The organism is Mucilaginibacter sp. GW822-FHT03E02 (genome assembly GCF_058801545.1).
In genome coordinates, this window is the sequence record NZ_JBXANJ010000002.1 from 937,135 (window position 1) to 959,252 (window position 22,118).

Sequence of the window (22,118 nt, forward strand, 5' to 3'; positions counted from 1 at the left end):
AATTTTTGTATCTGCAACAAATGTAATTAAATCTGCGTATTAATACCCGCTAAGATAATTTACTATTTGTAAATTTTTAACTGCAAAATTATTAAATTACCCCTCTTCTGCTAAGTAATATTGTCCTGAATCATTAAAAAGTATCCGTTAATGTCGTTGAAAGTTAAAACAGTATTAATAATCCAAAACGACGACACAATTTACCGGTTATTGCTCATCGGCTTATTTATTGCAAGCCCTTCGCTACACTACCTTTGTTATTATAACTCATATGACCCAATTTGGTTGAGGCTTATTAACAGTTTTTTTTGTATTATTTCACTTGGCCTGTCTTTCGGCAACAACAAAACCATCTATACTGTAAGTACTTATGTCACAATTTTTTCCTTTCTGATCATTAACAACTTCTTTTTATTAAGCATAAACGGTTTTGAGCATGCGTACCTTTTTAGTTCAATTACCATATTTATAGCCCTTACCCTGTTTTGTGAACAGGGCTGGGAGTTTGTTATTATATGCTGCCTTAATCTGCTGGCAATTATAACTGCGTATATTAATGCCCCGCAGCTAAACATATCGATGCCGGTGCTGGTGGTGCTTATTGTAGTTTTTTCCATTATAGCTTATGTATCATTCCTGGTTGTAAAATCATTTCAATATAAGCTTAAAAATGCTGTAGATAATGTAATGCAGCTTAATAGTAACCTTTTGGCTAATGACGGTATGCTACGCCAAAACAGGGAAGACCTTACCTCGCTCATTAACTCGTTGAACGATATTATTTATGAGTTTAATGAAGATAAGGTTTGCCAAAACGCCTGGTTTAGTAATTTAACAAAAATATCAATTGACCCGAAAGCATTTATAGGTAAAAAGATAGAAGATGTATTGGGCGAAGACAGGGCGAATAAATATAATGTAGCGCTTGATTTCGTTATACAAAACCGCTTGCCAATATCATTTGATTTCATGTCGGATTTCAATCCCGATCTTTGGTTTATTGCTAAGGTTGTGCCTATTTTCGACCGGAACGGCGTTTATATGCGACGTATTTCGGTAGTTTTTGTAGATATATCTGAACAAAAAAAATATGCAAACGCGCTGAAAGCCAACGAGGCCCTTTTACTTGAAGCCCAGGCTATATCCAAAACCGGCAACTGGTGGTATGACAGCGTTTCAAGCGAAACCTATTGGTCTGATAATTTATTCACCCTGCTGGAAATTGACACTATACCGGCTAATATCAGTAAATTCCACTACTATATCAGCCTCATCCACCCGAACGACCGCCAAAATGCGGAAGCCTACCTGTCAAGCATTCATCAAATAACACAACCGCAGTTTGAGCATAAATTTATTACGCCAAAAGGGAATCTAAAGTATATTAAGATAATCCGTGGCGAACTGTTACAGAATGACGATGGTACCGGTAAAAAGATCTTTGGGGTATTACAGGATATCACAGAAGCTAAATTATCCGAAAAAGCGGTAAAAGTTAGCCAGGTAGAACTGGTGGAAGCCCAAACCATTGCAAAAATAGGCAACTGGAAATGGAACTTAACCACAAACCTGCTTGCCTGGTCGGATGAATTGAACATTATACATGAAGTTTCGGCAGTTGACTTACCGGGATTAAACCAGATGAGACTGTTATTAAAATATGTTCATCCTAATGACAGGCACATTTTAAAGCAATTAATCAGAAACCCCGAAAACTTAAAAGATATCTCGCAAGAGTACCGAATAATTACCCCAAATGGTAATATAAAATACCTAAGTGTAATTATAGGTAAGCTGATGAGGCGCGACGATGGCAGCATCCGTAAAATTATTGGCACCCTGCAGGATATTACCGAACGCAAACAAGCCGAATTGGATTACCGGCAATCGGAAAGCAAATACAAACTGGTTTTAGAGACCATTAACCTGGCAGCCGTTACTTTAGATAAAAATGGCAACGTAATTTTTTGCAATAAATACCTGGCCAAACTGCTTGGCTACTCCCAGGCCGAAATTGCAGGCATGAATTGGATGGAACACTTTATACCGCACGACTTAAAAGATTTTATGACCAACTGGTTTAAAAACAATGCGGTTGAAGCCCATTTTATTAACCCTATTATTTGCCGCAATGGCGAGGAGCGGGTTATAAGCTGGCAAAACACCATTATTTTTGACGAAAACGGCGACCTTAGAGAAACCACCAGCATAGGCGAAGATATAACCGACCAGCAAAAAGCGCGGCAGGAGTTAATCTGGGCTAAAGAAGTAGCTGAGAAAGCGTCAAAATTCAAATCGGAGTTTTTGTCGATCATGAGCCATGAGATACGCACCCCGATGAACGCGGTTATTGGCACTACCAATTTATTGCTTTCAGAAAATCCCTTGCCAGGGCAAATGGAATACCTGAATACATTAAAATTCTCGGGCGAGAACCTGCTGGCTATCATAAATGATATATTAGATTATAATAAAATTGAGGCAGGCAAACTTGAGCTTAACAATTCGCCGTTCAACCTTCATCAATTGATCCATAAAATAAAGCAGTCCTTTCACCCCAGGGTTGCCGAAAAACAATTATCCCTGGATGTTGTAATTGACGAAGGTATACCAGAAATGGTAACCGGCGACAACATGCGCTTAAGCCAGGTAATGAACAACCTGGTGAGCAATGCTGTAAAGTTTACGCATATAGGCGGCGTTAGTATTAAGCTGGAGAAAGAACTGATAAGCAACACGGCGGTTACCGTGAGGTTTACTGTTACTGATACCGGGATAGGCATCAGTCCTGATAGCTTTGATATTGTTTTTGACCCGTTTATGCAGGATAAGCAGGTAATTAATAACGACTATGGTGGTACCGGCCTTGGCCTTGCCATTACCAAACGCCTGGTTGAACTGCACAACAGCACCATATCTGTTACAAGCGAACTGGGAAAAGGCACATCCTTTATATTCTCCATTACCTTTAATATAGCTCCAAAAATCATCGCCCATCAGGCGATGACGCCCGCAGTGGCCGGACTTACATTTAGCCTTACCGGAATGAATATATTAGTGGTTGACGACAATAAGATGAACCTGATGATTGCCACGCGCTTTTTGAGGAAGTGGGATGCCAGTACCGATGAGGCGCTAAATGGCGAGATAGCCGTAGATATGGTAAACAACAACAGCTACAACCTTATTATTATGGACTTACAGATGCCAGTTATGGATGGATTTGAGGCTACCGCCATTATCAAAAGATCGCACCCGGATATCCCCATTATAGCGTTAACGGCCGATGCCATGCCCGAAACCTATAACAAGGCTTTAGATGCGGGCATGAGCGATTATCTTACCAAGCCTTTTGCGCCAGAAACTTTGTTTGAAAAAGCAGCCAAATACTACAACCCGGCAGTTAACATCGATCAGTAAATAAAGAAGCTGTTAATTCATCTTTTCTTTAACAGATCCGCATTCTTTCATCTGCTCGGGAAAGTATGGATTTTGTATTTTTTTATCGAGCGACAACCAATAGCCCCCGTTACCGCCATCAGCCATAGGGCAATAATCAACATAAATGGTGGCGGTTTTTATCTTGCTTCCTTTTACCAGGGTAATTACATCATTACTTAGCGTTAAAAAGGCAGCACGCTGATCTTTGATATCATCGGTTGCAACAACTTTCCTGGCCAGCGTTGCAGTTTCCGAGCAACCTTTAATACCGATAAGTTTATTTTCAAGTACCGAAGCTGCTGCCTTAATCCCTACTACATCCGATTTCAGAAATTGGTTTTTAAGTTCAATGTAAGCAGAAAAAGCCTGGGTTGTATTAGCAGTATCTGCAATTTTTGCATCTACAACTTTAACGGCGGTAGTATCGGTTTTGACAGCGTCCTGCTGTTTTGCAGGTTGGTTACATGCCGATATGGCTGCCACAACGGCAAGAACAGAAATACGGTTTATAATTTTCATTTATTACGTTAGTTAGTCCGTATTGCTTCAACAGGGTCAAGTACCGAGGCAAAATAGGCCGGTATAATTCCGGATAAAACACCTGTTATCAGCGAGAAGCTTAACCCTGTTATAATATTTGAAGCGCCAAGTATCACCTGCACATCAAATACGGCTTTGATGCCAAAAGTTAAAAAGTATACAAACAACAGGCCTATTAATCCCCCCATGAGGCAAAGTGATACGGATTCAATTAAAAACTGTAATAATATGAAATAGTTTTTAGCACCCAATGATTTTTGGATGCCTATAATGTTAGTACGTTCTTTTACAGATACAAACATGATGTTGGCTATACCAAACCCGCCAACCAGCATCGAAAACAAACCTATTATGGCTCCCCCAGTATTTAAAACTTTAAAAACGCTATCTAATTGCTGAGTTAACATAGTGGTGCGGTTAAGCGCAAAGTTATCTTCGACCCCGGGCCTTAAACTCCTGATTGAACGCATCAGCCCCCTGATCTCGCTTTCCACATCGTCTGTAGGGATACCATCTTTACCGCGCACAATAATCGACGGGTGATAGTTTTCGGCCTGGATATCTATCAGGTTATGGGCAAAGTTTAACGGCAAAAGCACTTCCTTATCAGTCGATATGCCAAGCATATCTTTTCCCTGTTTTGAAAATACGCCAACAACCGTAACATAACGCCCCATTACTTTTATCTGCTTGCCTACTGCATCGCCCGCCGGGAAAAGATTTTGGGCTATATCAAATCCAATATCAGTTATGGGCGCGCCGGTTTTTGATTCCATATCGGTAAAATACCGGCCTTCGGCAAAATCAAAATTCCAGGTTTTATTATGATCTTGTGAGGCTGCATCTATTTGCGCGCCATCAACTGTATTGCTTTTATATTTAATGGTGCGGTTATCGATACTAATTTCGTAGGATAATGCTTTGGCGGTTTGACTACGGCGAGATAGTTCATTAAAATCCTTAAGCTTGGCTACCGGCCTTTGCAGGTATTTCCACCACGGAAAATCGCTGCCCCCTACCCATGGCCATTTTTCCACGTAAATACTATTGTTACCCAGTTTATTAACGCTGCTTTGCAGGTTATTTCGCAGAGTATCAACAGCCGAAAATACAGCTATAATGGTGAATATGCCTATGGTTACCCCTAATAACGAAAGCGTTGTGCGGGTTTTGTTTTGTTTTAGCGCATCAAAAGCAAACAAAAAGCTTTCCCCGAAAAGTTTTAAAAACAGCATATAAACTTATTTTGGTTTCAATGGTTAACCTTACTGCATTTGCACCGTAGCAAAAGCCAAAAAGAACAGATTTTACCCGGTTGAATGTTTTTGTTTTTTAGACGGTATTGCTGCGTTTAAGTTACAGCATTTTAATATTAAACTTAAAGGTTTATAAAACAAGGAGACCCTTAAAAAAATCCGTGAATTTAACAAAAAAATTCATACATTTGCGCCCTGAAAATTCATATACACAAACATGAAATTATCTCAATTTAAATTCAATTTACCAGAGTCATTAATTGCACACAACCCATCAGCTACCCGCGACGAAGCCCGTTTAATGGTATTACACAAGGATTCTGGCAAAATTGAGCATAAAATATTTAAAGACGTACTTGACTATTTTGATGATAAGGACGTAATGATCCTTAACAATACCAAAGTATTCCCTGCCCGTTTGTATGGAAATAAAGAAAAAACAGGCGCTACCATCGAAGTTTTTTTATTACGCGAGCTAAACAAAGAACTACGCTTATGGGATGTGCTGGTTGATCCGGCCCGTAAAATACGCGTAGGCAATAAATTATATTTTGGCGATGACGATTTGTTAATTGCCGAAGTTGTTGACAATACCACCTCACGTGGCCGTACCATTCGCTTTTTGTTTGATGGCACCGACGAGGAATTCCGCCGCAATGTAGAAATTCTGGGCGAAACACCGCTGCCAAAATACATCAAGCGTAAAGCTACTGCCGAAGATAAAGAACGCTACCAAACTATTTTTGCCAAACACGAAGGCGCTGTTGCAGCCCCTACTGCCGGTTTGCACTTTAGCCGAGAGCTGATGAAACGCCTTGAATTAAAAGGTGTTGATTTTGCCGAAGTTACCCTTCACGTAGGTTTAGGAACTTTCCGCCCGGTTGAGGTGGAGGATTTAACCAAACACAAAATGGATTCGGAGCAGTTTATTATCGAGCAAAAACAAGCCGATATTGTAAACCGCGGTATTGAGCGCAAAGCACGGATATGTGCTGTTGGTACTACTTCTATGCGTGCCATCGAATCGGCAGTATCTGCTGGTAAAACATTGAAAGCTGCTAACGACTGGACCAGCAAGTTCATTTTCCCTCCGTACGATTTCAGCATTGCAAACTCCATGATCACCAACTTCCATACACCAGAATCAACCCTGTTGATGATGGTATCGGCATTTGGCGGTTACGAGCATGTAATGAACGCTTACGAGGTTGCCGTTAAAGAAAAATATCGCTTCTACAGCTATGGCGATGCCATGCTGATTATATAAGTTTAGATTTGAGATATCAGATTTGAGATATGAGACTAAAACTCATATCTCATTTTTTTTGTTTTAGATTTACTGAAAATTAATGTCATCCTGAGCAGTAAAATTTCATGAAATTCTCAAAGAGGAATGACATTCAAAAATAAAAAACTGTCATGCTGAGGAACGAAGCATCTATTCGCGAACTTTTCTATGGGTCATGCATAGCCGATCGATCCTTCGTGCCTGCCATTGACACATTTGTAACTTACTGATTATCAATTGAAAAAAAAGTGTCACTTGCAATGCGATCATTTGTGCGCAAATAAAAGTTACTCAGGATGACAGAAAAATTGAAGCTATCGTGCTGAAGAACGAAGCACGGCAGGTAAATGGTTAAACAAAAGAAAAATGACCGAAGCCAATCTCCTATCTCAAATCTCAAATCTCAAATCTAAATATGCTATTATAGTAGCCGGGGGCTCGGGTACCCGTATGCAGACTGCCGTGCCAAAACAATTTCTTTTGATTAATGGTTTGCCCGTATTAATGCATACTATGCTGGCATTTTACAATTCCGGCGTTAATCCCGATATCGTACTTGTTCTTCATCCTGATTTTCATGCATACTGGCATGAGTTGTGCAAAAAATACGATTTCAGCATTCCTCACCTATTAGTAGCCGGCGGCGAAACACGCTTTCATTCTGTAAAATACGGGTTAAATGCTATTTGTAGTGACGATGACGATTTGATTGCCGTGCATGACGCCGTTCGGCCGCTCACCAGCGCTTCTATCATCCAAACATCATACAACCATACCCATGAGCATGGCAACGCGGTAACAGCCGTTAAAAGCCGCGATTCGGTAAGGCAGGGCAATGCCTATAAATCGGTAAGTTTATTGCGGGATGAAGTTTACCTGGTACAAACACCCCAAACCTTTAAAGCCGGTTTATTAAGAAAAGCTTATGAGCAAGCCTTCAGCCCTAAATTTACCGATGATGCCAGCGTTGTTGAGCAAACCGGGATTGATATCCAACTTACCGAGGGCAGTCATGAAAACATCAAAATTACGTTCCCGGAAGACATTGCGATAGCAGAATTACTTTTAAGCAAAAGAGCCACTGTATAGTTCAGCGGCTCTTTTATTTTATTACAGGGGTTTGTTAGGCCCGCCTGATTACGCCTAATAGTAAAGCTATAATGGCTATTACCAAAAGGATGTGAATTAAATTGCCGGCGTGTCCAAAGAAAAAGCCGAATAGCCATCCTATTACCAGGATAACCGCGATGATGTACAATAAGCCTCTCATTTTTGTATGTTTAAAGTGATAAATGTGTTAAGCTTATTACTAAAATCATTCCAAAAATGCGACCTAAATAAAAAAGCCCCTTTCAGAGGCTTTTTTATGCTGATTAGTATTCGTCTTCGTTAAAAAAGAAATCATCTTTGGTCGGATAATCCGGCCATATCTCTTCTATATTTTCGTACGGTTCACCATCATCTTCCAACGCCTGCAGGTTTTCAATCACCTCAACAGGGGCTCCGGAACGGATAGCATAATCAATTAATTCATCTTTTGTTGCTGGCCATGGGGCATCTTCAAGATGCGATGCAAGTTCAAGTGTCCAATACATATTTCTCTATATTTTATAATTTATAAGTAAATTAACTTTTTCGCAAAACTATAATATTTTTAAGTGGAATATCAATATTTTTTTTCACATTATCAAATTCTCGGTATCCATTGATTTTCAGGCACTTTATCATCATATCCAATCTTACGGGCCAAAGTGAACAGGTAATCGCTCAGCCTGTTCAGGTAAATATTCACTTTTTCATCTACAGTACTCCCGGTAGCCAGTTCAACGGTTATCCGCTCGGCGCGCCTGCATATACATCTTGCAATATGGCAAAACGAAATGGCATTACTGCCACCCGGTAAAATAAAATGACGCAGCTCGGGCAATTGTTCATTCATGCTGTCCATTTCTTGTTCAAGCAACTCCACATCTTCCATATGCAAATCAGGTATCACCATTTTTGACCGTTCGGGATCTGCTGCCAAACAGGAGCCTATTGTAAACAATCTGTCCTGTATCTGCTTCAATATCTCCTTATCATGATCGGCAATATCCTGATCGCGAATAAGGCCGATGTACGAGTTTAGCTCATCAACAGTTCCATAGCTTTCAATCCGCAAGTGGTATTTAGCTACCCGGGTGCCGCCTATCAATGATGTAAACCCTTTATCTCCTGTTTTAGTATATATCTTCATGAATTCTTTTCGTACCCATTTCGGCCAAAGTGAATATATCACTTTTACTGGAAACAAATAGCGCAATTCCAATATTATAACACAACACTTTTGTGTAATTTTTACATATAAAATGCTTTTATAAAATGATAGCGTTAAACTTGCACCTATAATATAGTCAAAACCGTTATTTAATGAAAATCATGAAATCGATCATATTATCATCTAAGCTATTGTTTGTTGCCGCCAGCACCATGATTATATCATCTGTTAGCTGCGGCGGCAGCACCGGGGATAAAAAAGCTCAGGATACTGCCGCAATAGTTACAACTGCACCTAAGGCATCTATCAGCAGCATACTTACCGAGAAACAGTTCAATGAGCTTTTCCCACAACGTAATAAATTTTATACTTATGCCGCATTTATTAAAGCGGTTAATGAATTGGGGCTGGTTAAAGTAAAGGTATCCCGCAGGGCCGTGTCGGTTTATCAATTTATCCGCACCAACAAAAAAACGGGTAAAGATTCTGTTGCCCGTCAGGATGCCGATTGGAATGAAGAATGGGCGAAAAAGAAACCCGATAGCGTGTTTACTGTTGACTATGGCGACTTTTGCACTGCCTCGCCAGCCGACATTAACAAAAAAGAACTCGCGGCATTTTTTGCACAAATAGCTCACGAAACGCGCCACGGCATGAACGGAAGTTATACCGACGGATTAATGCTGATACATGAAGACAATACATCAAACGTATATATATCCGACAGCGACGAATATCCCGCGGTTAAAGGGAAAAAATACTACGGCCGCGGCCCTATGCAATTAAGTTATAACGGAAACTATGGTTTTGCCTCGAACATTATTTTTGGCAACTCAAAAATATTGCTCAACAACCCCGAATTGGTAGAGCAAGACCCGGTTATAGCTTTTAAAGCCGCCATATATTTTTGGATGACCCCCGAAACCCACAAGCCATCGGCCCATGATGTAATGACCGGAAAATGGCAACCCACAGCTAATGATAAAGCAAACGGCCGTACCACACCCGGCTTTGGCATGACGATCAACATTGTTAACGGCGACGTAGAATGTGGCAAAGGCGATAACTTCGGAATGACAGATCGTATTGGCTTTTACCAGTTCTTTTTAAAGAAGCTCGGCGTCACCGATACAAATTGCGCCTGTTCATGTGCTACAATGAAGCCGTATAAATATTAAACAGATTAACTTTCAACGTAAAATAAAATAAGCGTAACAAATTCATCGGATAATTTCATAATCTTATATTTAGACTATGAAAAAGCTTGCTTTATTTTTCTTGCTAATCACGATTGTACATTTTTGCTTTGCGCAAACCAGCGCCAAACCAAATAAAAGCCGGGAGGGAACGAATGGCCCAGCCATTAAAAAGAATTTAGCCCCTCAATTTATTAGCCGGGATTTTGCCAAACTGTGGACAAAAACAACAAATCAAAATATTTATGGGTTTATAGGAGATCAATACCAACGTATTCGAGTCAAATTCATATCCATTAAAAAGATACCAGCAACTAATACGTATACGGTGGTAGGTAGATCAATGGTTAAAACCAACATCTGCGACTTCACTGGAACTATCGCCATAACCGATATATCTAAGCTTGAAAATATTTCCTATGGAGTTGATGATGAATATAAAAACAAAGGGATAAAAGGCCGGTTTGTAATGAAGGGAAATTACAGCTTTGCCGAAACCAAAGGGCAGCCTCACTCCGGCACATTTGAAGGAAGCTTCGAAACGTCTTTCTATTTGGATAAAAGTAACACCATTATTTACGACGATATTGATTTAGATGCCGATGGTTATGCCAACAACGAGTTTGCCGGCATCTGGAAAATGTACGACAGCAATTTTACCCAGCGCTGCAATTGGGGCGATTTTCGAATCCCAAATAGCGGCGATTTGGATTTAGGGGCGGGTGAATTTAGCCCTAATGACAAGTACTTAAAGTATGGTTGGCAGACCGTTAGAGATGCTTATATTGGCAATAAGCCAAATTCAAAAATGGCTTTAAAAGAAGAAAAAGCTGAATGGTGGAAATAGCTACCTTTTAAGCGTAAAAGTAAACGTAGTAAACTCGTTAATAACCGAGTTAACCCTTACCGTACCCCCTAATGCCTCAACCAGGCTTTTTACGGTACTTAAACCAACGCCCGAGCCTTGGATATCAAACCTGTCTTTAACGCCCAGTGTGGTCATGGGCTCAAATATTTTGGTGTGATTTTCCGGGGCAATGCCTATGCCGTTGTCGGTAATAGTAAAAGTGTAAAACCAGCTGTCGGCAGTAAATTCAATTTGTATAATACCCTCTGGCTTGTTGCTATAACGGATAGCGTTATTGATCAGGTTAGTCATAATCTGCTCAAACGCCACAACCGACGTTGTAATTTTAACAGGCCGCGATGATATATTAACTGTAAAAGTAGAGGGTACATTTACCATTTTAAGCACATCGTTTAACAAGGGCGCTACTTCAACTTCCTCCCTGTTCTGCATCAGCACCTTACTCGATTTTGAATAGTCGAGCATCTTTTCAAGCAACGAGATCAATTTATAGGACGATGCATTAATGATATCCAGAAATTTGTTCCCTTTTTCATCAAGCTTATCTTTAAACCTATCTTTTAATACCTGCCCGGTAAGCAAAATATTGGTGAGCGGGTTGCGGATATCATGAGCCGCCATCATAGCAAATTTTTCAAGATATTGATTTGATTCTTCCAGTTGGAGCCGGGCTGTGTTAAGCTCGTTAACTTTCTTTTTAAGTTCAAGCTGTGCCACCACCTGGTTAGCCAGTGCTTTAAGGGCGAGTATTTGGGCGTTATTGAGCTGGCGTGCTTTGTGGTCAATAACGCAAAGGGTCCCCAGCGCATATCCGTCCGGATTAATCAAAGGCACACCTGTATAAAAAACTACCTGTGGAGCTCCTGTTACCAGTGGATTATCGGCAAATCGCTCATCAATTTGCGCATCGGCAACAACCATTACTTTTTCGGGCTCTAAAATAGCATGAGCGCAAAAAGCAAGTTCTTTAGGTGTTTGAGTAGCTTCAAGACCTTTGTTCGATTTAAACCATTGCCTGTCGTTATCAATTAAGCTTACTAACGAGATAGGCGTTTGGCAAATTTCGGATGCAATGAGGGTGATTTCATCAAAAGCCTGCTCGGGCAGGGTGTCCAGAATTTGGTAGGAGTTTAAAGCGGCGAGACGCTCATTTTCATTTTCCGGAACAGAGGGTTTTATCATTAAATTTTATTGATAACAAAACAGCTTCTAAGTTAAAAAAATGTAATTGCAATTAAGGAATATTTGTATCATTAAAATTACAACTCGCCCGTGTATTCGATAAATCAACTACAGCCTTGTATTAGCACAATTGTCGTTTCCCATCTATCAAAAACAAAATATCCCGAAAGGCTAACCTCCCGGGATATTTCATCGCTTAGATCTTTCGGTCCGAAATTTATTTTTTAGCCTGTTGCTGATTTTTCATCATTTCTTCCATACGGGCCTGGAAACCTGATTTCTTTTTCTTTTCCTCGGGTTTCTTTTTGTTTTCCTGGATTTGGGCATGAATCTTTTTATCATCCACCATGAATTTAATCAGGTATTGTTGTAAAAAGGTAAGCATGTTGGCCAAAAAGTAGTAATAATTCAAACCTGATGGATAGCTATTCAAAGTGATCAGGAATATCAGCGGCGTAATGTAACCGATATATTTCATCTGCCCGGTAGCTCCGGATATCTGGTTATTAAAATAAGTATAGATCAATGTAGAGATGGTCATCAGCAAACACATCAAACTGATGTGATCAACATTCATGATAGGCGCAAATTTGATTACCGAGTCATAAGTTGATAAGTCGTGCATCCACAAAAAGCTTTGTCCGCGCAGCTCAAATAAGCTTGGGAAAAACTTAAAGAAGGCGATAACAATTGGCATCTGTATTACCAAAGGCAAACAGCCACCCAATGGGTTTACACCCGCTTTTTTATAAAGCTTCAGGTATTCCTGTTGTAAAAGTGTTGGGTTATCCTCTCCCACCTTCGTTTTTATCTCGTCCATCTCGGGCTTCAGCACACGCATTTTAGCCATCGACAGGTACGATTTATAAGTAAGCGGCGATAATACCAGCTTAAGGGCAATTGTCAGTATCAAAATGATTAACCCATAGTTCCAGTTAAACTGGTTCAGGAAGTTAAACAATGGCAATACCGCAAACTGGTTAATGTATTTTAAAGGTCCCCAGCCCAGGTTAACCAGTTTTTGCAGGTCGGCTCCCTGTGCTTTTAGCGTTGAGTAACGGTTAGGGCCAAAATAAAACTCCAAAGGAACGCTGCCATCGGCCGAGCGTGCCAAAGTTAAATCGGCCTTCAATTGCCTGACATCAGTGGTATCGGCCACATCTGTTGTAGCTGCAAGGCTTGATTTGCTTATGCCATTTTTAGCAATCAGCGCGTTGGAGAAAAAGTGTTGTTTAAAGGCAACCCAGTTCATCTTTTTGTCGGCAACTTCTTTTTGATCGTCTTTATTTTCATTCAGCCAATCAATAGTACCTTCGGTATTGTAATAGTAAACAGTGGTATACTGGCGCTCCTGTTTCATATCCTTTTCCTGTTTGTGCAGGCTGGCTGCCCAGTTAAGGTTAAGGTTGCTGCTGTTGGCCATAACGCCATCAAGCCCGGTTGGCTTAATGGTAAGACCTAATTTAAAGCCGGTACCTTTTAAGCTGTATACATAATCAATATATTGTGTAGGGCTGTAGCTTAAACGCAGGGTAATGGAAGCCGAATCTTTTTCGGCTACTTTTAAATCGGTACCACTTGGCGTAAAATAATACTCGTCGGTATTGATGCTTTTAGCGCCAACGTTAAAGTTTAAACCAAAATGACCTTTATCGCCACTGAACAGTACCAGCGGCTTTTTATCAAAGGTTTTGTAATTTTTTAACTCAACAGATGCTACTTTACCACCCTTGGTATTCAGTTTAACTACTAATTCCTGGTTTTCTATGGTGATAAACTTCTCGCTGCCTACAGATGCAGCGCCGAAGGGGCTTTTTAAAGTTTCCGAATCGGCAACGGTTTTAACCGCGGCTTTAGCAGTATCAACCTTAGCGGCAACCGGCGTATTGGTTTTATTGAACAAGCCTTTTTTTACCGAATCCTGGTGCTGCACCAGGCGTTCTTTTTTCAATTCGGCTTCATTCGGCTTTAAAAAATAAATTGAGCCGGCTATGATAGCCATAATCAGGAATAATCCTGTGAAAGTATTTTTATCCATTATATTGTATCGTACAATTACTTATTTCTTACGGGCATAAGCCAGTGAAGCGGCGACAAAGTTAATAAAAAGTGGGTGTGGATTTGCAACTGTTGATTTTAATTCGGGATGAAATTGCGAGCCCACAAAAAACGGGTGATTTTTTAACTCTACAATCTCCACCAAATTGTTCTCGGGGTTAATTCCCGAAGGGATTAATCCAGCGGTTTCGTACTGTTTTAGGTAGTTATTATTAAACTCGTAACGATGGCGATGTCTTTCGGATATGCTGGTTTTGCCATATATAGCCGCAGCCTTACTGTTCTTTTTCAACTCGCAGGCATAGGCCCCAAGGCGCATGGTGCCACCTTTGTTGGTGATGGTTTTTTGATCTTCCATCATACCAATAACCGGGTGCTTGGTATCGGGGTTCATTTCGGTGCTGTTGGCATTTTCAAGGCCCAACACGTTACGGCCAAACTCCACTACCGCGCACTGCATGCCCAAACAAATACCAAAGAAAGGTATATTGTTTTCGCGAACATAGCGGATAGCTTCAATCTTACCTTCAAAACCGCGCTCGCCAAAACCGGGGGCAACCAGCACACCGTGCAGGCCTTTAAGCTTTTCTACAGCGTTTCCGGGCGTCAGGCTTTCTGATGGTATATATTCAACCCTTACTTTACACTCTTTGGCAGCACCCGCGTGAATGAACGCTTCGGTGATGGATTTATAGGCATCCGGTAATTCTACATATTTACCTACCAGGGCGATGCGCACATCGGCGGTAGGGTTTTTTAAACGGCCCAGGAAATCTTTCCAGTTTTCAAGACTTGGCTCATTTTTGTGCGATAGTTTTAATTTGGTAAGTACGGTTTTATCCAGTTGCTCTTTCAGCATCAATAAGGGCACATCGTAAATGGTTGATGCATCTATAGATTCGATTACCGCGTTGATATTCACGTTACAGAAAAGCGCGATTTTTTTACGGATATCCATATTCAGGTGATGCTCGGTACGGCAAACCAAAATATCGGGCTGAATGCCATATTCAAGCAGCATTTTTACAGAGTGCTGGGTTGGCTTGGTTTTTAACTCGCCTGCGGCCGCAAGGAAAGGAACCAAAGTAAGGTGAATAACCAATGAGTTACCCGATCCTATCTCCCACCTGAACTGGCGTACCGCCTCGATATATGGCAATGATTCGATATCACCCACGGTGCCCCCTAATTCGGTTATTACGATATCGTAATCGCCGCTTTCGCCAAGGATGCGGAAATTGCGTTTAATTTCGTCGGTAATGTGCGGTACCACCTGTACCGTTTTACCTAAAAAAGCACCTTCACGCTCTTTATTGATTACATTTTGATAAATGCGACCGGTAGTAATGTTATTAGCTTTTGATGTTGGGGTATTTAAAAAGCGTTCGTAATGACCAAGGTCTAAATCTGTTTCGGCGCCATCCTCGGTTACGTAGCATTCGCCATGCTCGTAAGGGTTTAACGTTCCCGGATCAATATTGATATAGGGGTCAAACTTTTGGATTGTGACACGATAACCGCGCGATTGAAGTAATTTGGCTAATGAGGCTGAGATAATACCCTTCCCTAAAGACGAGGTAACGCCACCCGTAACAAAAATATATTTAGTCATGATTTTTTTGAAAAATGGCCACGGTTTTATACCGAAACCAAATGTTTGTGTACGGGATACAAAAGTAAGAAAATTTTCAGGCTTTGGCGCACTTGTGGAGAAAAAACGGCCGAACCATGGTATTTAATAAACATGCGGATTTGTAACATTTTATAATTGAGATAATTACAAAATATACAAACCGATGAAATGACAATAGTTAAACTGTTGTCTTATGCCTGCTATACAAAGCTATTTTGCGGTGAAGTTCGTTAGGATTAAATGGCTTGCTCACGTAATCATTCATCCCAACGGTAAATGCCATATCCTGTATATCCAGCATGGCCGAAGCGGTAAGCGCTATAATGGGCAGGTTTTTATATTTCTCGCCCTCTAAGTTGCGTATTGCCGTGGTGGTTTGGTAGCCATCCATCTCGGGCATCTGTAAATCCATCAGCACCATATCGTAATCACGGGTTTGTACCAGCATCAGTGCAATTTCGCCATTCTCGGCCACATCACACTCTACATCCCATTGCTTCATAAAATGCTTAGCCAGTATTACGTTAATCTGGTTATCCTCGGCTATTAGCAACCTGGTGCCTTTTAAACTTTTTAAGGCATAAAACTCGTCGCTGTCTGATGTACTGCTCAAGTGCCTTTTGCTTTTTTTAAACGCAAGGCTAAAGCTAAAAACAGATCCTACGCCAAATTCGCTTTTCACTTTTATATCGGTACCCAGTAACTGCAAAAGGCGTTTTGTAATGGTTAAACCTAATCCCGTGCCTCCGTATTTGCGGGTAGTATCGGTGCTGGCCTGGCTAAAGCTATCAAAAATATGGTCAATTTTATCGGGCATAATTCCTATACCGGTATCAGCAACCTCAAAATCGATGATTGATCTGTCGCCGTCGTTACCGGCCATTGTAGCTGTAATGGTAACCTTTCCTTTTTCGGTAAATTTAACTGCATTGCTTATTAAATTGGTCAAAATCTGTCCCAGCCTAACCGGATCGCCAATAATAGCGTTTGGCAGGTCATGATCCATCATCAGTTTTATCTGGATGTTTTTTTCGTTTGCCTTTTGCAAAAGCGATAAGCGGGTGTTTTTTATCAGATCGGTAATACTGAAATCAACGTGTTCAAATTCAACTTTACCCGCCTCAATTTTGCTAAAATCCAATATATCATTAATAAGCACCAAGAGGTTTTCGGCCGAAAATTTTAAAAAGCCCAAAAATTCTTTCTGCTCCGGCTTAGGGTCCTGATGAATGAGTAAATGCGTGAAGCCTATTACGGCATTCATTGGGGTACGTATTTCATGGCTCATGATACTCAGAAACTGCGCTTTGGCCATGGCCGCTTTTTCGGCCAGTTCCTTTGATTGAATAAGCTCTACTTCCAGTTCTTTGGCCTTGGTTATACGTTCCTGCAAAAAACTGATGATATGGATCAGGTCATCATCCGAATCGGAAAAGTTTAGCTCAACATCGGGGCTAAGTGCTTTTATAGCTTCCTTCAATTGCTGTATAGATCTTTTTTTGATCTCATTTTGCTGTCTAAGATCATCCGTTACAGCCAGGTATTCGCGTTCGCTGATGTTAAAGGCATGATCGGCAAGTTTTATTGATTTGTCGAAGTTTTTAAAACTATTATCTACAGCACTCAAAAACTGCAAAATAGCCTCATCCTGCAGGTATTGGGCCGGCAGCATTTTTCTTATTTGCTTAGCTAACAGGTAATGGTAGTCCATAAATTAGTTCTCAGTAAAAGTGGTAATGGTCATGGTTTGATTGTGCAGTTCGCAATTTGAGCCTTTGTTCAATGGGGATAACTCGCCGTAGGAGTAAAAGCCTGCAATCACCGTTTTATCGCCAAAAACCTGTTTAGCCACCATTAATTCCTCGTCGGTACGCTCGTTAAGCACCAGTTTACGACCTACGCAGCTCACCATAATGGCAAGATTAGTGGCCGCCGCCCTATCCGAAGCATCTGTTGCCGCAGTTGACGATGCATTTATCAGCTTATCAAAATTGGCTTTCATCAGCCGCACGTGGCTCCCCTCTGGCAGGTTACCTGCAAAGGTCATGGATTTTTCCTGTTCGTTAACACTCAAAATTGTACGTACTAACTTTTTATCGGAGCCAGGTATACTTAACGACAATGGAAACAATAAGGCCGATCCCGGCAACTCTTTTACATATTCGCCAAGATATTCTTTGTAAAGGTCAAGCGCACTCTTGTTATCAATCTCGAACAATACATTTTTATCAGATTTGGTAATAGTACGCTGCGGGCCAAACTCATCCCATCCCCCGTTTGAACCGTGTCTGATAACCAGATTATCGCCATAAAAGCCAATGGCGATTACATTACCTTGCACGGGTATGCTGTTAAGGCTGGTAAAAGTGCTGTTAAACCTGGCTGCATCGCCTGCCAGGCCACCTGTTACCGGTACATTACTCAGGTTATCGCTATTAAAACCAGCCACCAGGTCGCTGCCATTGATAAACGTACCATCGGAGATAATGAACACACATTTCAAGCCATTTTTATCCAGCTGCGACATCAGGTAAGCGCCGGTTTCAAAGCTGCTGGTTTGATTACTTACATGGGTTGTAGCGCAACTTATGCCTGATTTTTCAAACTCGATGGCAGTAACTACAATACTATCGTCATAAACCTCGTTGTCCAGTATCTCGCCCGAAGTTGAAGAAAAAACAATATCGGCAGCGGGATATTTTATTTGCAGATACTCATAAACTGCTGGCACTGTAATTAACTGGGCGGCGCCAAATACAAGTACAAGCTGGCATTTTGCCTCCTCAAATTCACTATCGGCATTGAAATCTATCCACTTGTTATTGATAAAATGATGCTGTCTGGTTCTCATGACTGAAAAGGTTTATCCTGGGGTACTGTTGTAATTTAATAAAAGAAAGATCAATAGCGGCCAAAAATATTAAATATCTGAACCATTTATTGTAATGGTGAATTTCCTTAATTAATGATAGTTATCTGTTTTTCTTATTGGTTAACCAAGCATTTTGTTCCGCTGCTTTGCGGGTACTTACTAATTCGGCTTATCTCTTTTATACGTTGAATATTTAATAATGTTGATTTTTTTAGTTTCTATTTACAAACGGCTGTTATATGCCGTAACATTGCGGCATTCCGGTTTTGCCTACCTGCTCAAAATCAATAAGTTAAATTTTGTTAAAAGATGTTAAGCGGATGTTAATGCCTATGGCCTTCTGATAATTTACTTCGAAATTGTACCGCATTAACGTATGATAAAACTATTACAACCTCATTGATAATGCAGTACAACAAAATCAACAATCTGCTGGGCTGGGCCTGCCTGCTCATTGCCCTCGCAACTTACATTTTAACCCTCGAGCCATCAGTTAGCTTTTGGGATTGCGGCGAATTTATAGCCTGCGCCTACCGCCTGCAGGTATCGCACCAGCCGGGCTACCCTATGTTTGCGATGCTGGGCAAAGTATTTTCGCTGCTATCCATGGGCGATAAAACCAAAGTACCTTATTTTACCAACCTCGGTTCGGCCCTTGCAAGCGCCGTCACGGTAATATTTTTGTTCTGGACAATTACCGCACTGGCCAAAAAGCTGCTTATCGCCAAAGGCGAAACAATCACATCATCACAGCTGATTGCGATAATGGGAGCCGGCCTGGTTGGTTCTTTAGCCTTTGCTTATACCGATACTTTTTGGTTTTCGGCGGTAGAGACTATTGTATTCGCCCTGTCCTCGCTTTGTACAGCTGTAGTATTCTGGGCCATTTTAAAATGGGAGGCACATGCTGATGAACGCGGCGCCGATAAATGGATAGTTTTGATAGCCTATGTCATGGGCCTGTCGGTAGGTATCCACCTGCTTAACCTGTTAACCATCCCGGCCATTACCATGGTATATTATTTCCGCAGGTATAAAAACCCAACTGTAAAAAGCGGCATCGTGGTATTTTTGCTAAGTATTGTATTACTTGGTTTGGTACAATATGGCATCAGGGAATACACCATCAAATTCGCGGCTTACGCCGATCTGTTTTTTGTGAATACACTGGGCCTGGGTTTTGGCAGCGGCGCCATGTGTTTTGTACTGCTTATTGTAGCTTCATTAGCCTTGGGTATCTGGTACAGCATCCGCCATAAAAAACCTGCGCTAAACCTGGCGCTGATTTGCCTGGCCTTCATTTACTTTGGCTACGGATCTTTTTTTTATATCCCTATCAGGGCTACCGCCAATACCGATCTGAATAACTCGCACCCGGATAATGCCTTTACGTTTAACGATTATCTTGGCCGCATCCAGTATGGCGAAACGCCGCTGCTTTACGGCCCCTACTTTGATGCCAAACTTACCGGTCAGCAGGAAGGTAAAAACCTGTACCGCAAAGGGGCCGAACGGTACGAAGTAAGCGGCAAAAAACTCATCAATACCTATGATCATAATACGCTTATACCGCGCATGCACAGCACCCATGGCGATCCGCAATATGCTCAAAATGTGCAGTTTTACAAACAATGGCTGCAACTAGCCGACGGGCAAAGCCCCACTTTTGCCGATAACATGAAATGGATGTTAAGCTGGCAAATGTACCAGATGTACTGGCGCTACTTTTTATGGAATTTTGTTGGCCGGTACAACGACACTGATGGCCAAACCAGCACGGCATCCATTGATGGCAACTGGACATCGGGCTGGTTTGATGGCAGCAAACATCTGCCCAAATCGGTAACCAATGCCAATACGTATACGCCGTTATATGCCTTGCCTTTGGTTATTGGTTTATTGGGTATGGCCTACCACATTAAGCGCAAAAAAGCCGATGCCATGGTTATTGGCCTGCTTTGGTTTTTTACAGGGCTGGCTATTGTATTATACGTTAACCAGGCCAATATTCAGCCCCGCGAGCGCGATTACTCATACGTGGGCTCCTTTTACGCCTTTGCCATCTGGATAGGCCTGGGCGTGCTGGCTATTAACGATTTTATACGGCATAAAGTAAACGCCAAGGGAGCGGCATTGGCTTCAGTGACTGTTTGCTTACTTGTAGCGCCTGTTTTAATGGCCAGGCAGGAATTGGGTAATCATGACCGCTCGACCAAGATGACACCGCATGATATGGCTTATAATTTCCTGATCTCGTGTCCCAAAAATGCCATCCTGTTTACCAATGGCGATAACGACACCTACTCCCTTTGGTACGATCAGGAGGTTGAAGGCGTGAGGCCCGATGTGCGCATCGTTTGTACCAGCCTGTTTAGCGGTGACTGGTATATCCGCCAGATGCAAAAGCCCATGAACCAGTCGGCCCCGCTGCCCATTACCATGCCTTTTGATAAATACAAACAGGGCGTACGCGATTTTATGGCTTATAACGATGCCAAAATACCCGGTTCTGTTGACGTAAAGGAGGTATTTGATTTTATTACATCAGATGATGAACGCACCAAAGTGCAATACCAAAGCGGCGAAAGTATGAACTACCTGCCCACCAAAAACTTTAAACTTAAAGTTGAACCGGACGAGCTGGTAAAAAACGGTGTTGTAACCCCGCAGCAAAAAGCTAAGCTGACCAACAGCATGGAGTGGAAATTCACCGGCGACTACCTATATAAGGATAAACTGGCCATAATAGACCTGCTGGCACATAACGACTGGAAACGCCCGGTATGTTTCACCATCGGCGTAGCTCCTGAATACATGATGGGAATGCAGCCTTACCTGTATAAAGAAGGTTTTACCTATCGCCTCATTCCATTTAAAGCCGATACCGCAGTGCACGACCAATTAGGCAAGGTAAACAGCCTGGTGATGTATAATAACGTAATGAACAAGTTTAAATATGGCAATTTTAAACATGCCCGCTACCTTGACGATGTAAGCAAAACCGAGTTTTACCCCTTCATGGAAACTACCTTTCATGACCTTGCCCAAGGACTGATTAAGGACGGCCGCAACGACCTTGCCCTAAATGCGCTACACAAATTTGACCAGGAAATGCCCGACATCAACCCCAACATTGATACCGCTCACCGTAAACTGCTGTTGGCACAGTTAGCCTATAAACTCAATGATAAAGAACTGGCCAACCGTTATGCCAAAGGGATAGGCAATTACCTTACCGACCAGCTTGCCTATAATTACACCCTTTTAAAAGATAAACCCGAAGCCCTTAACCCTGGAGAGGTACAATTTCAGCTGTATGTGTTGAACGGATTGGCAGAAACCACCAAAGCATATAACGAAAGCGGGCTACATAAACAGTTCCAGGATGAGCTAAATGATTACGGGAGTAAGTTTGCGGTGTTGGAGAACAGGTAAAAATGAGCTGGAAGCATAAAGCAAAAGGCTGAAAGCCCAACCATTGGCCTTTTAGCCTTTTGCTTTAGAAGCCGTCTCGATTTGATTTAGAT

16 protein-coding genes are annotated in these 22,118 nt (G+C 41.5%); 6 read left to right on the plus strand and 10 right to left on the minus strand.

The window, feature by feature from the left end; genetic code table 11:
- Nucleotides 1-150 precede the first annotated feature (150 nt).
- The gene (locus AC1RM2_RS30625) at nt 151-3,420 is read left to right on the plus strand and encodes a PAS domain S-box protein (protein ID WP_492988938.1); all 3,270 of its coding nucleotides are present in this window, start codon (nt 151-153) and stop codon (nt 3,418-3,420) included.
- Nucleotides 3,421-3,432: 12 nt separating this feature from the next.
- Here AC1RM2_RS30625 and AC1RM2_RS30630 read toward each other — a convergent pair whose 3' ends face one another.
- Nucleotides 3,433-3,960, minus strand: coding sequence for a DUF3347 domain-containing protein (locus AC1RM2_RS30630; RefSeq protein WP_492988939.1), 528 nt, complete (start codon nt 3,958-3,960; stop codon nt 3,433-3,435).
- Between the two features lie 8 nt (nt 3,961-3,968).
- A complete protein-coding gene (locus AC1RM2_RS30635) occupies nt 3,969-5,216 on the minus strand; it encodes an ABC transporter permease (protein WP_492988940.1) in 1,248 nt (415 codons plus the stop codon).
- A 238-nt stretch (nt 5,217-5,454) separates the two neighbouring features.
- On the opposite strand from AC1RM2_RS30635, the gene queA reads away from it, so the two are divergent.
- The gene (queA, locus tag AC1RM2_RS30640; protein WP_090652026.1) at nt 5,455-6,504 is read left to right on the plus strand and encodes a tRNA preQ1(34) S-adenosylmethionine ribosyltransferase-isomerase QueA; all 1,050 of its coding nucleotides are present in this window, start codon (nt 5,455-5,457) and stop codon (nt 6,502-6,504) included.
- Nucleotides 6,505-6,891: 387 nt separating this feature from the next.
- The gene (locus AC1RM2_RS30645) at nt 6,892-7,614 is read left to right on the plus strand and encodes a 2-C-methyl-D-erythritol 4-phosphate cytidylyltransferase (RefSeq protein ID WP_492988941.1); all 723 of its coding nucleotides are present in this window, start codon (nt 6,892-6,894) and stop codon (nt 7,612-7,614) included.
- 34 nt (nt 7,615-7,648) lie between these two features.
- Here the strand turns inward: AC1RM2_RS30645 and AC1RM2_RS30650 are convergent, their stop codons facing one another.
- From AC1RM2_RS30650 to AC1RM2_RS30660, 3 genes are all read right to left on the minus strand, one after another.
- A complete protein-coding gene (locus AC1RM2_RS30650; protein WP_143065512.1) occupies nt 7,649-7,795 on the minus strand; it encodes a lmo0937 family membrane protein in 147 nt (48 codons plus the stop codon).
- Nucleotides 7,796-7,898: 103 nt separating this feature from the next.
- On the minus strand, nt 7,899-8,120 hold the full coding sequence (locus tag AC1RM2_RS30655) for a DUF2795 domain-containing protein (RefSeq protein WP_002996718.1): 222 nt from the start codon (nt 8,118-8,120) through the stop codon (nt 7,899-7,901).
- 92 nt (nt 8,121-8,212) lie between these two features.
- Nucleotides 8,213-8,761: a cob(I)yrinic acid a,c-diamide adenosyltransferase gene (locus tag AC1RM2_RS30660; RefSeq protein WP_492988942.1), complete on the minus strand. Its 549-nt coding sequence runs from the start codon at nt 8,759-8,761 to the stop codon at nt 8,213-8,215.
- Between the two features lie 182 nt (nt 8,762-8,943).
- Between AC1RM2_RS30660 and AC1RM2_RS30665 the strand changes: the two genes are divergently transcribed.
- The gene (locus AC1RM2_RS30665; protein ID WP_492988943.1) at nt 8,944-9,960 is read left to right on the plus strand and encodes a chitinase; all 1,017 of its coding nucleotides are present in this window, start codon (nt 8,944-8,946) and stop codon (nt 9,958-9,960) included.
- Nucleotides 9,961-10,036: 76 nt separating this feature from the next.
- Entirely contained in the window at nt 10,037-10,825 is a 789-nt protein-coding gene (locus tag AC1RM2_RS30670; RefSeq protein ID WP_492988944.1) for a hypothetical protein, read from the plus strand.
- On the opposite strand, the gene AC1RM2_RS30675 is transcribed toward AC1RM2_RS30670, so the two are convergent.
- The 5 genes from AC1RM2_RS30675 to AC1RM2_RS30695 form a co-directional block, all read right to left on the minus strand.
- Nucleotides 10,826-12,028, minus strand: coding sequence for a sensor histidine kinase (locus AC1RM2_RS30675; RefSeq protein ID WP_492988945.1), 1,203 nt, complete (start codon nt 12,026-12,028; stop codon nt 10,826-10,828). It abuts the gene before it with no gap.
- A gap of 217 nt (nt 12,029-12,245) precedes the next feature.
- The gene (yidC, locus tag AC1RM2_RS30680; protein WP_492988946.1) at nt 12,246-14,066 is read right to left on the minus strand and encodes a membrane protein insertase YidC; all 1,821 of its coding nucleotides are present in this window, start codon (nt 14,064-14,066) and stop codon (nt 12,246-12,248) included.
- Nucleotides 14,067-14,087: 21 nt separating this feature from the next.
- Nucleotides 14,088-15,698: a CTP synthase gene (gene pyrG / locus AC1RM2_RS30685; protein ID WP_492988947.1), complete on the minus strand. Its 1,611-nt coding sequence runs from the start codon at nt 15,696-15,698 to the stop codon at nt 14,088-14,090.
- A gap of 199 nt (nt 15,699-15,897) precedes the next feature.
- Nucleotides 15,898-17,430, minus strand: a complete 1,533-nt coding sequence (locus AC1RM2_RS30690; protein WP_492988948.1) for a response regulator — start codon at nt 17,428-17,430, stop codon at nt 15,898-15,900.
- Nucleotides 17,431-17,433: 3 nt separating this feature from the next.
- The gene (locus AC1RM2_RS30695) at nt 17,434-18,570 is read right to left on the minus strand and encodes an FIST signal transduction protein (RefSeq protein WP_492988949.1); all 1,137 of its coding nucleotides are present in this window, start codon (nt 18,568-18,570) and stop codon (nt 17,434-17,436) included.
- Nucleotides 18,571-18,996: 426 nt separating this feature from the next.
- Here AC1RM2_RS30695 and AC1RM2_RS30700 point away from each other — a divergent pair, with 426 nt between their 5' ends.
- The gene (locus tag AC1RM2_RS30700; RefSeq protein ID WP_492988950.1) at nt 18,997-22,026 is read left to right on the plus strand and encodes a glycosyltransferase family 117 protein; all 3,030 of its coding nucleotides are present in this window, start codon (nt 18,997-18,999) and stop codon (nt 22,024-22,026) included.
- Nucleotides 22,027-22,118 lie beyond the last annotated feature (92 nt).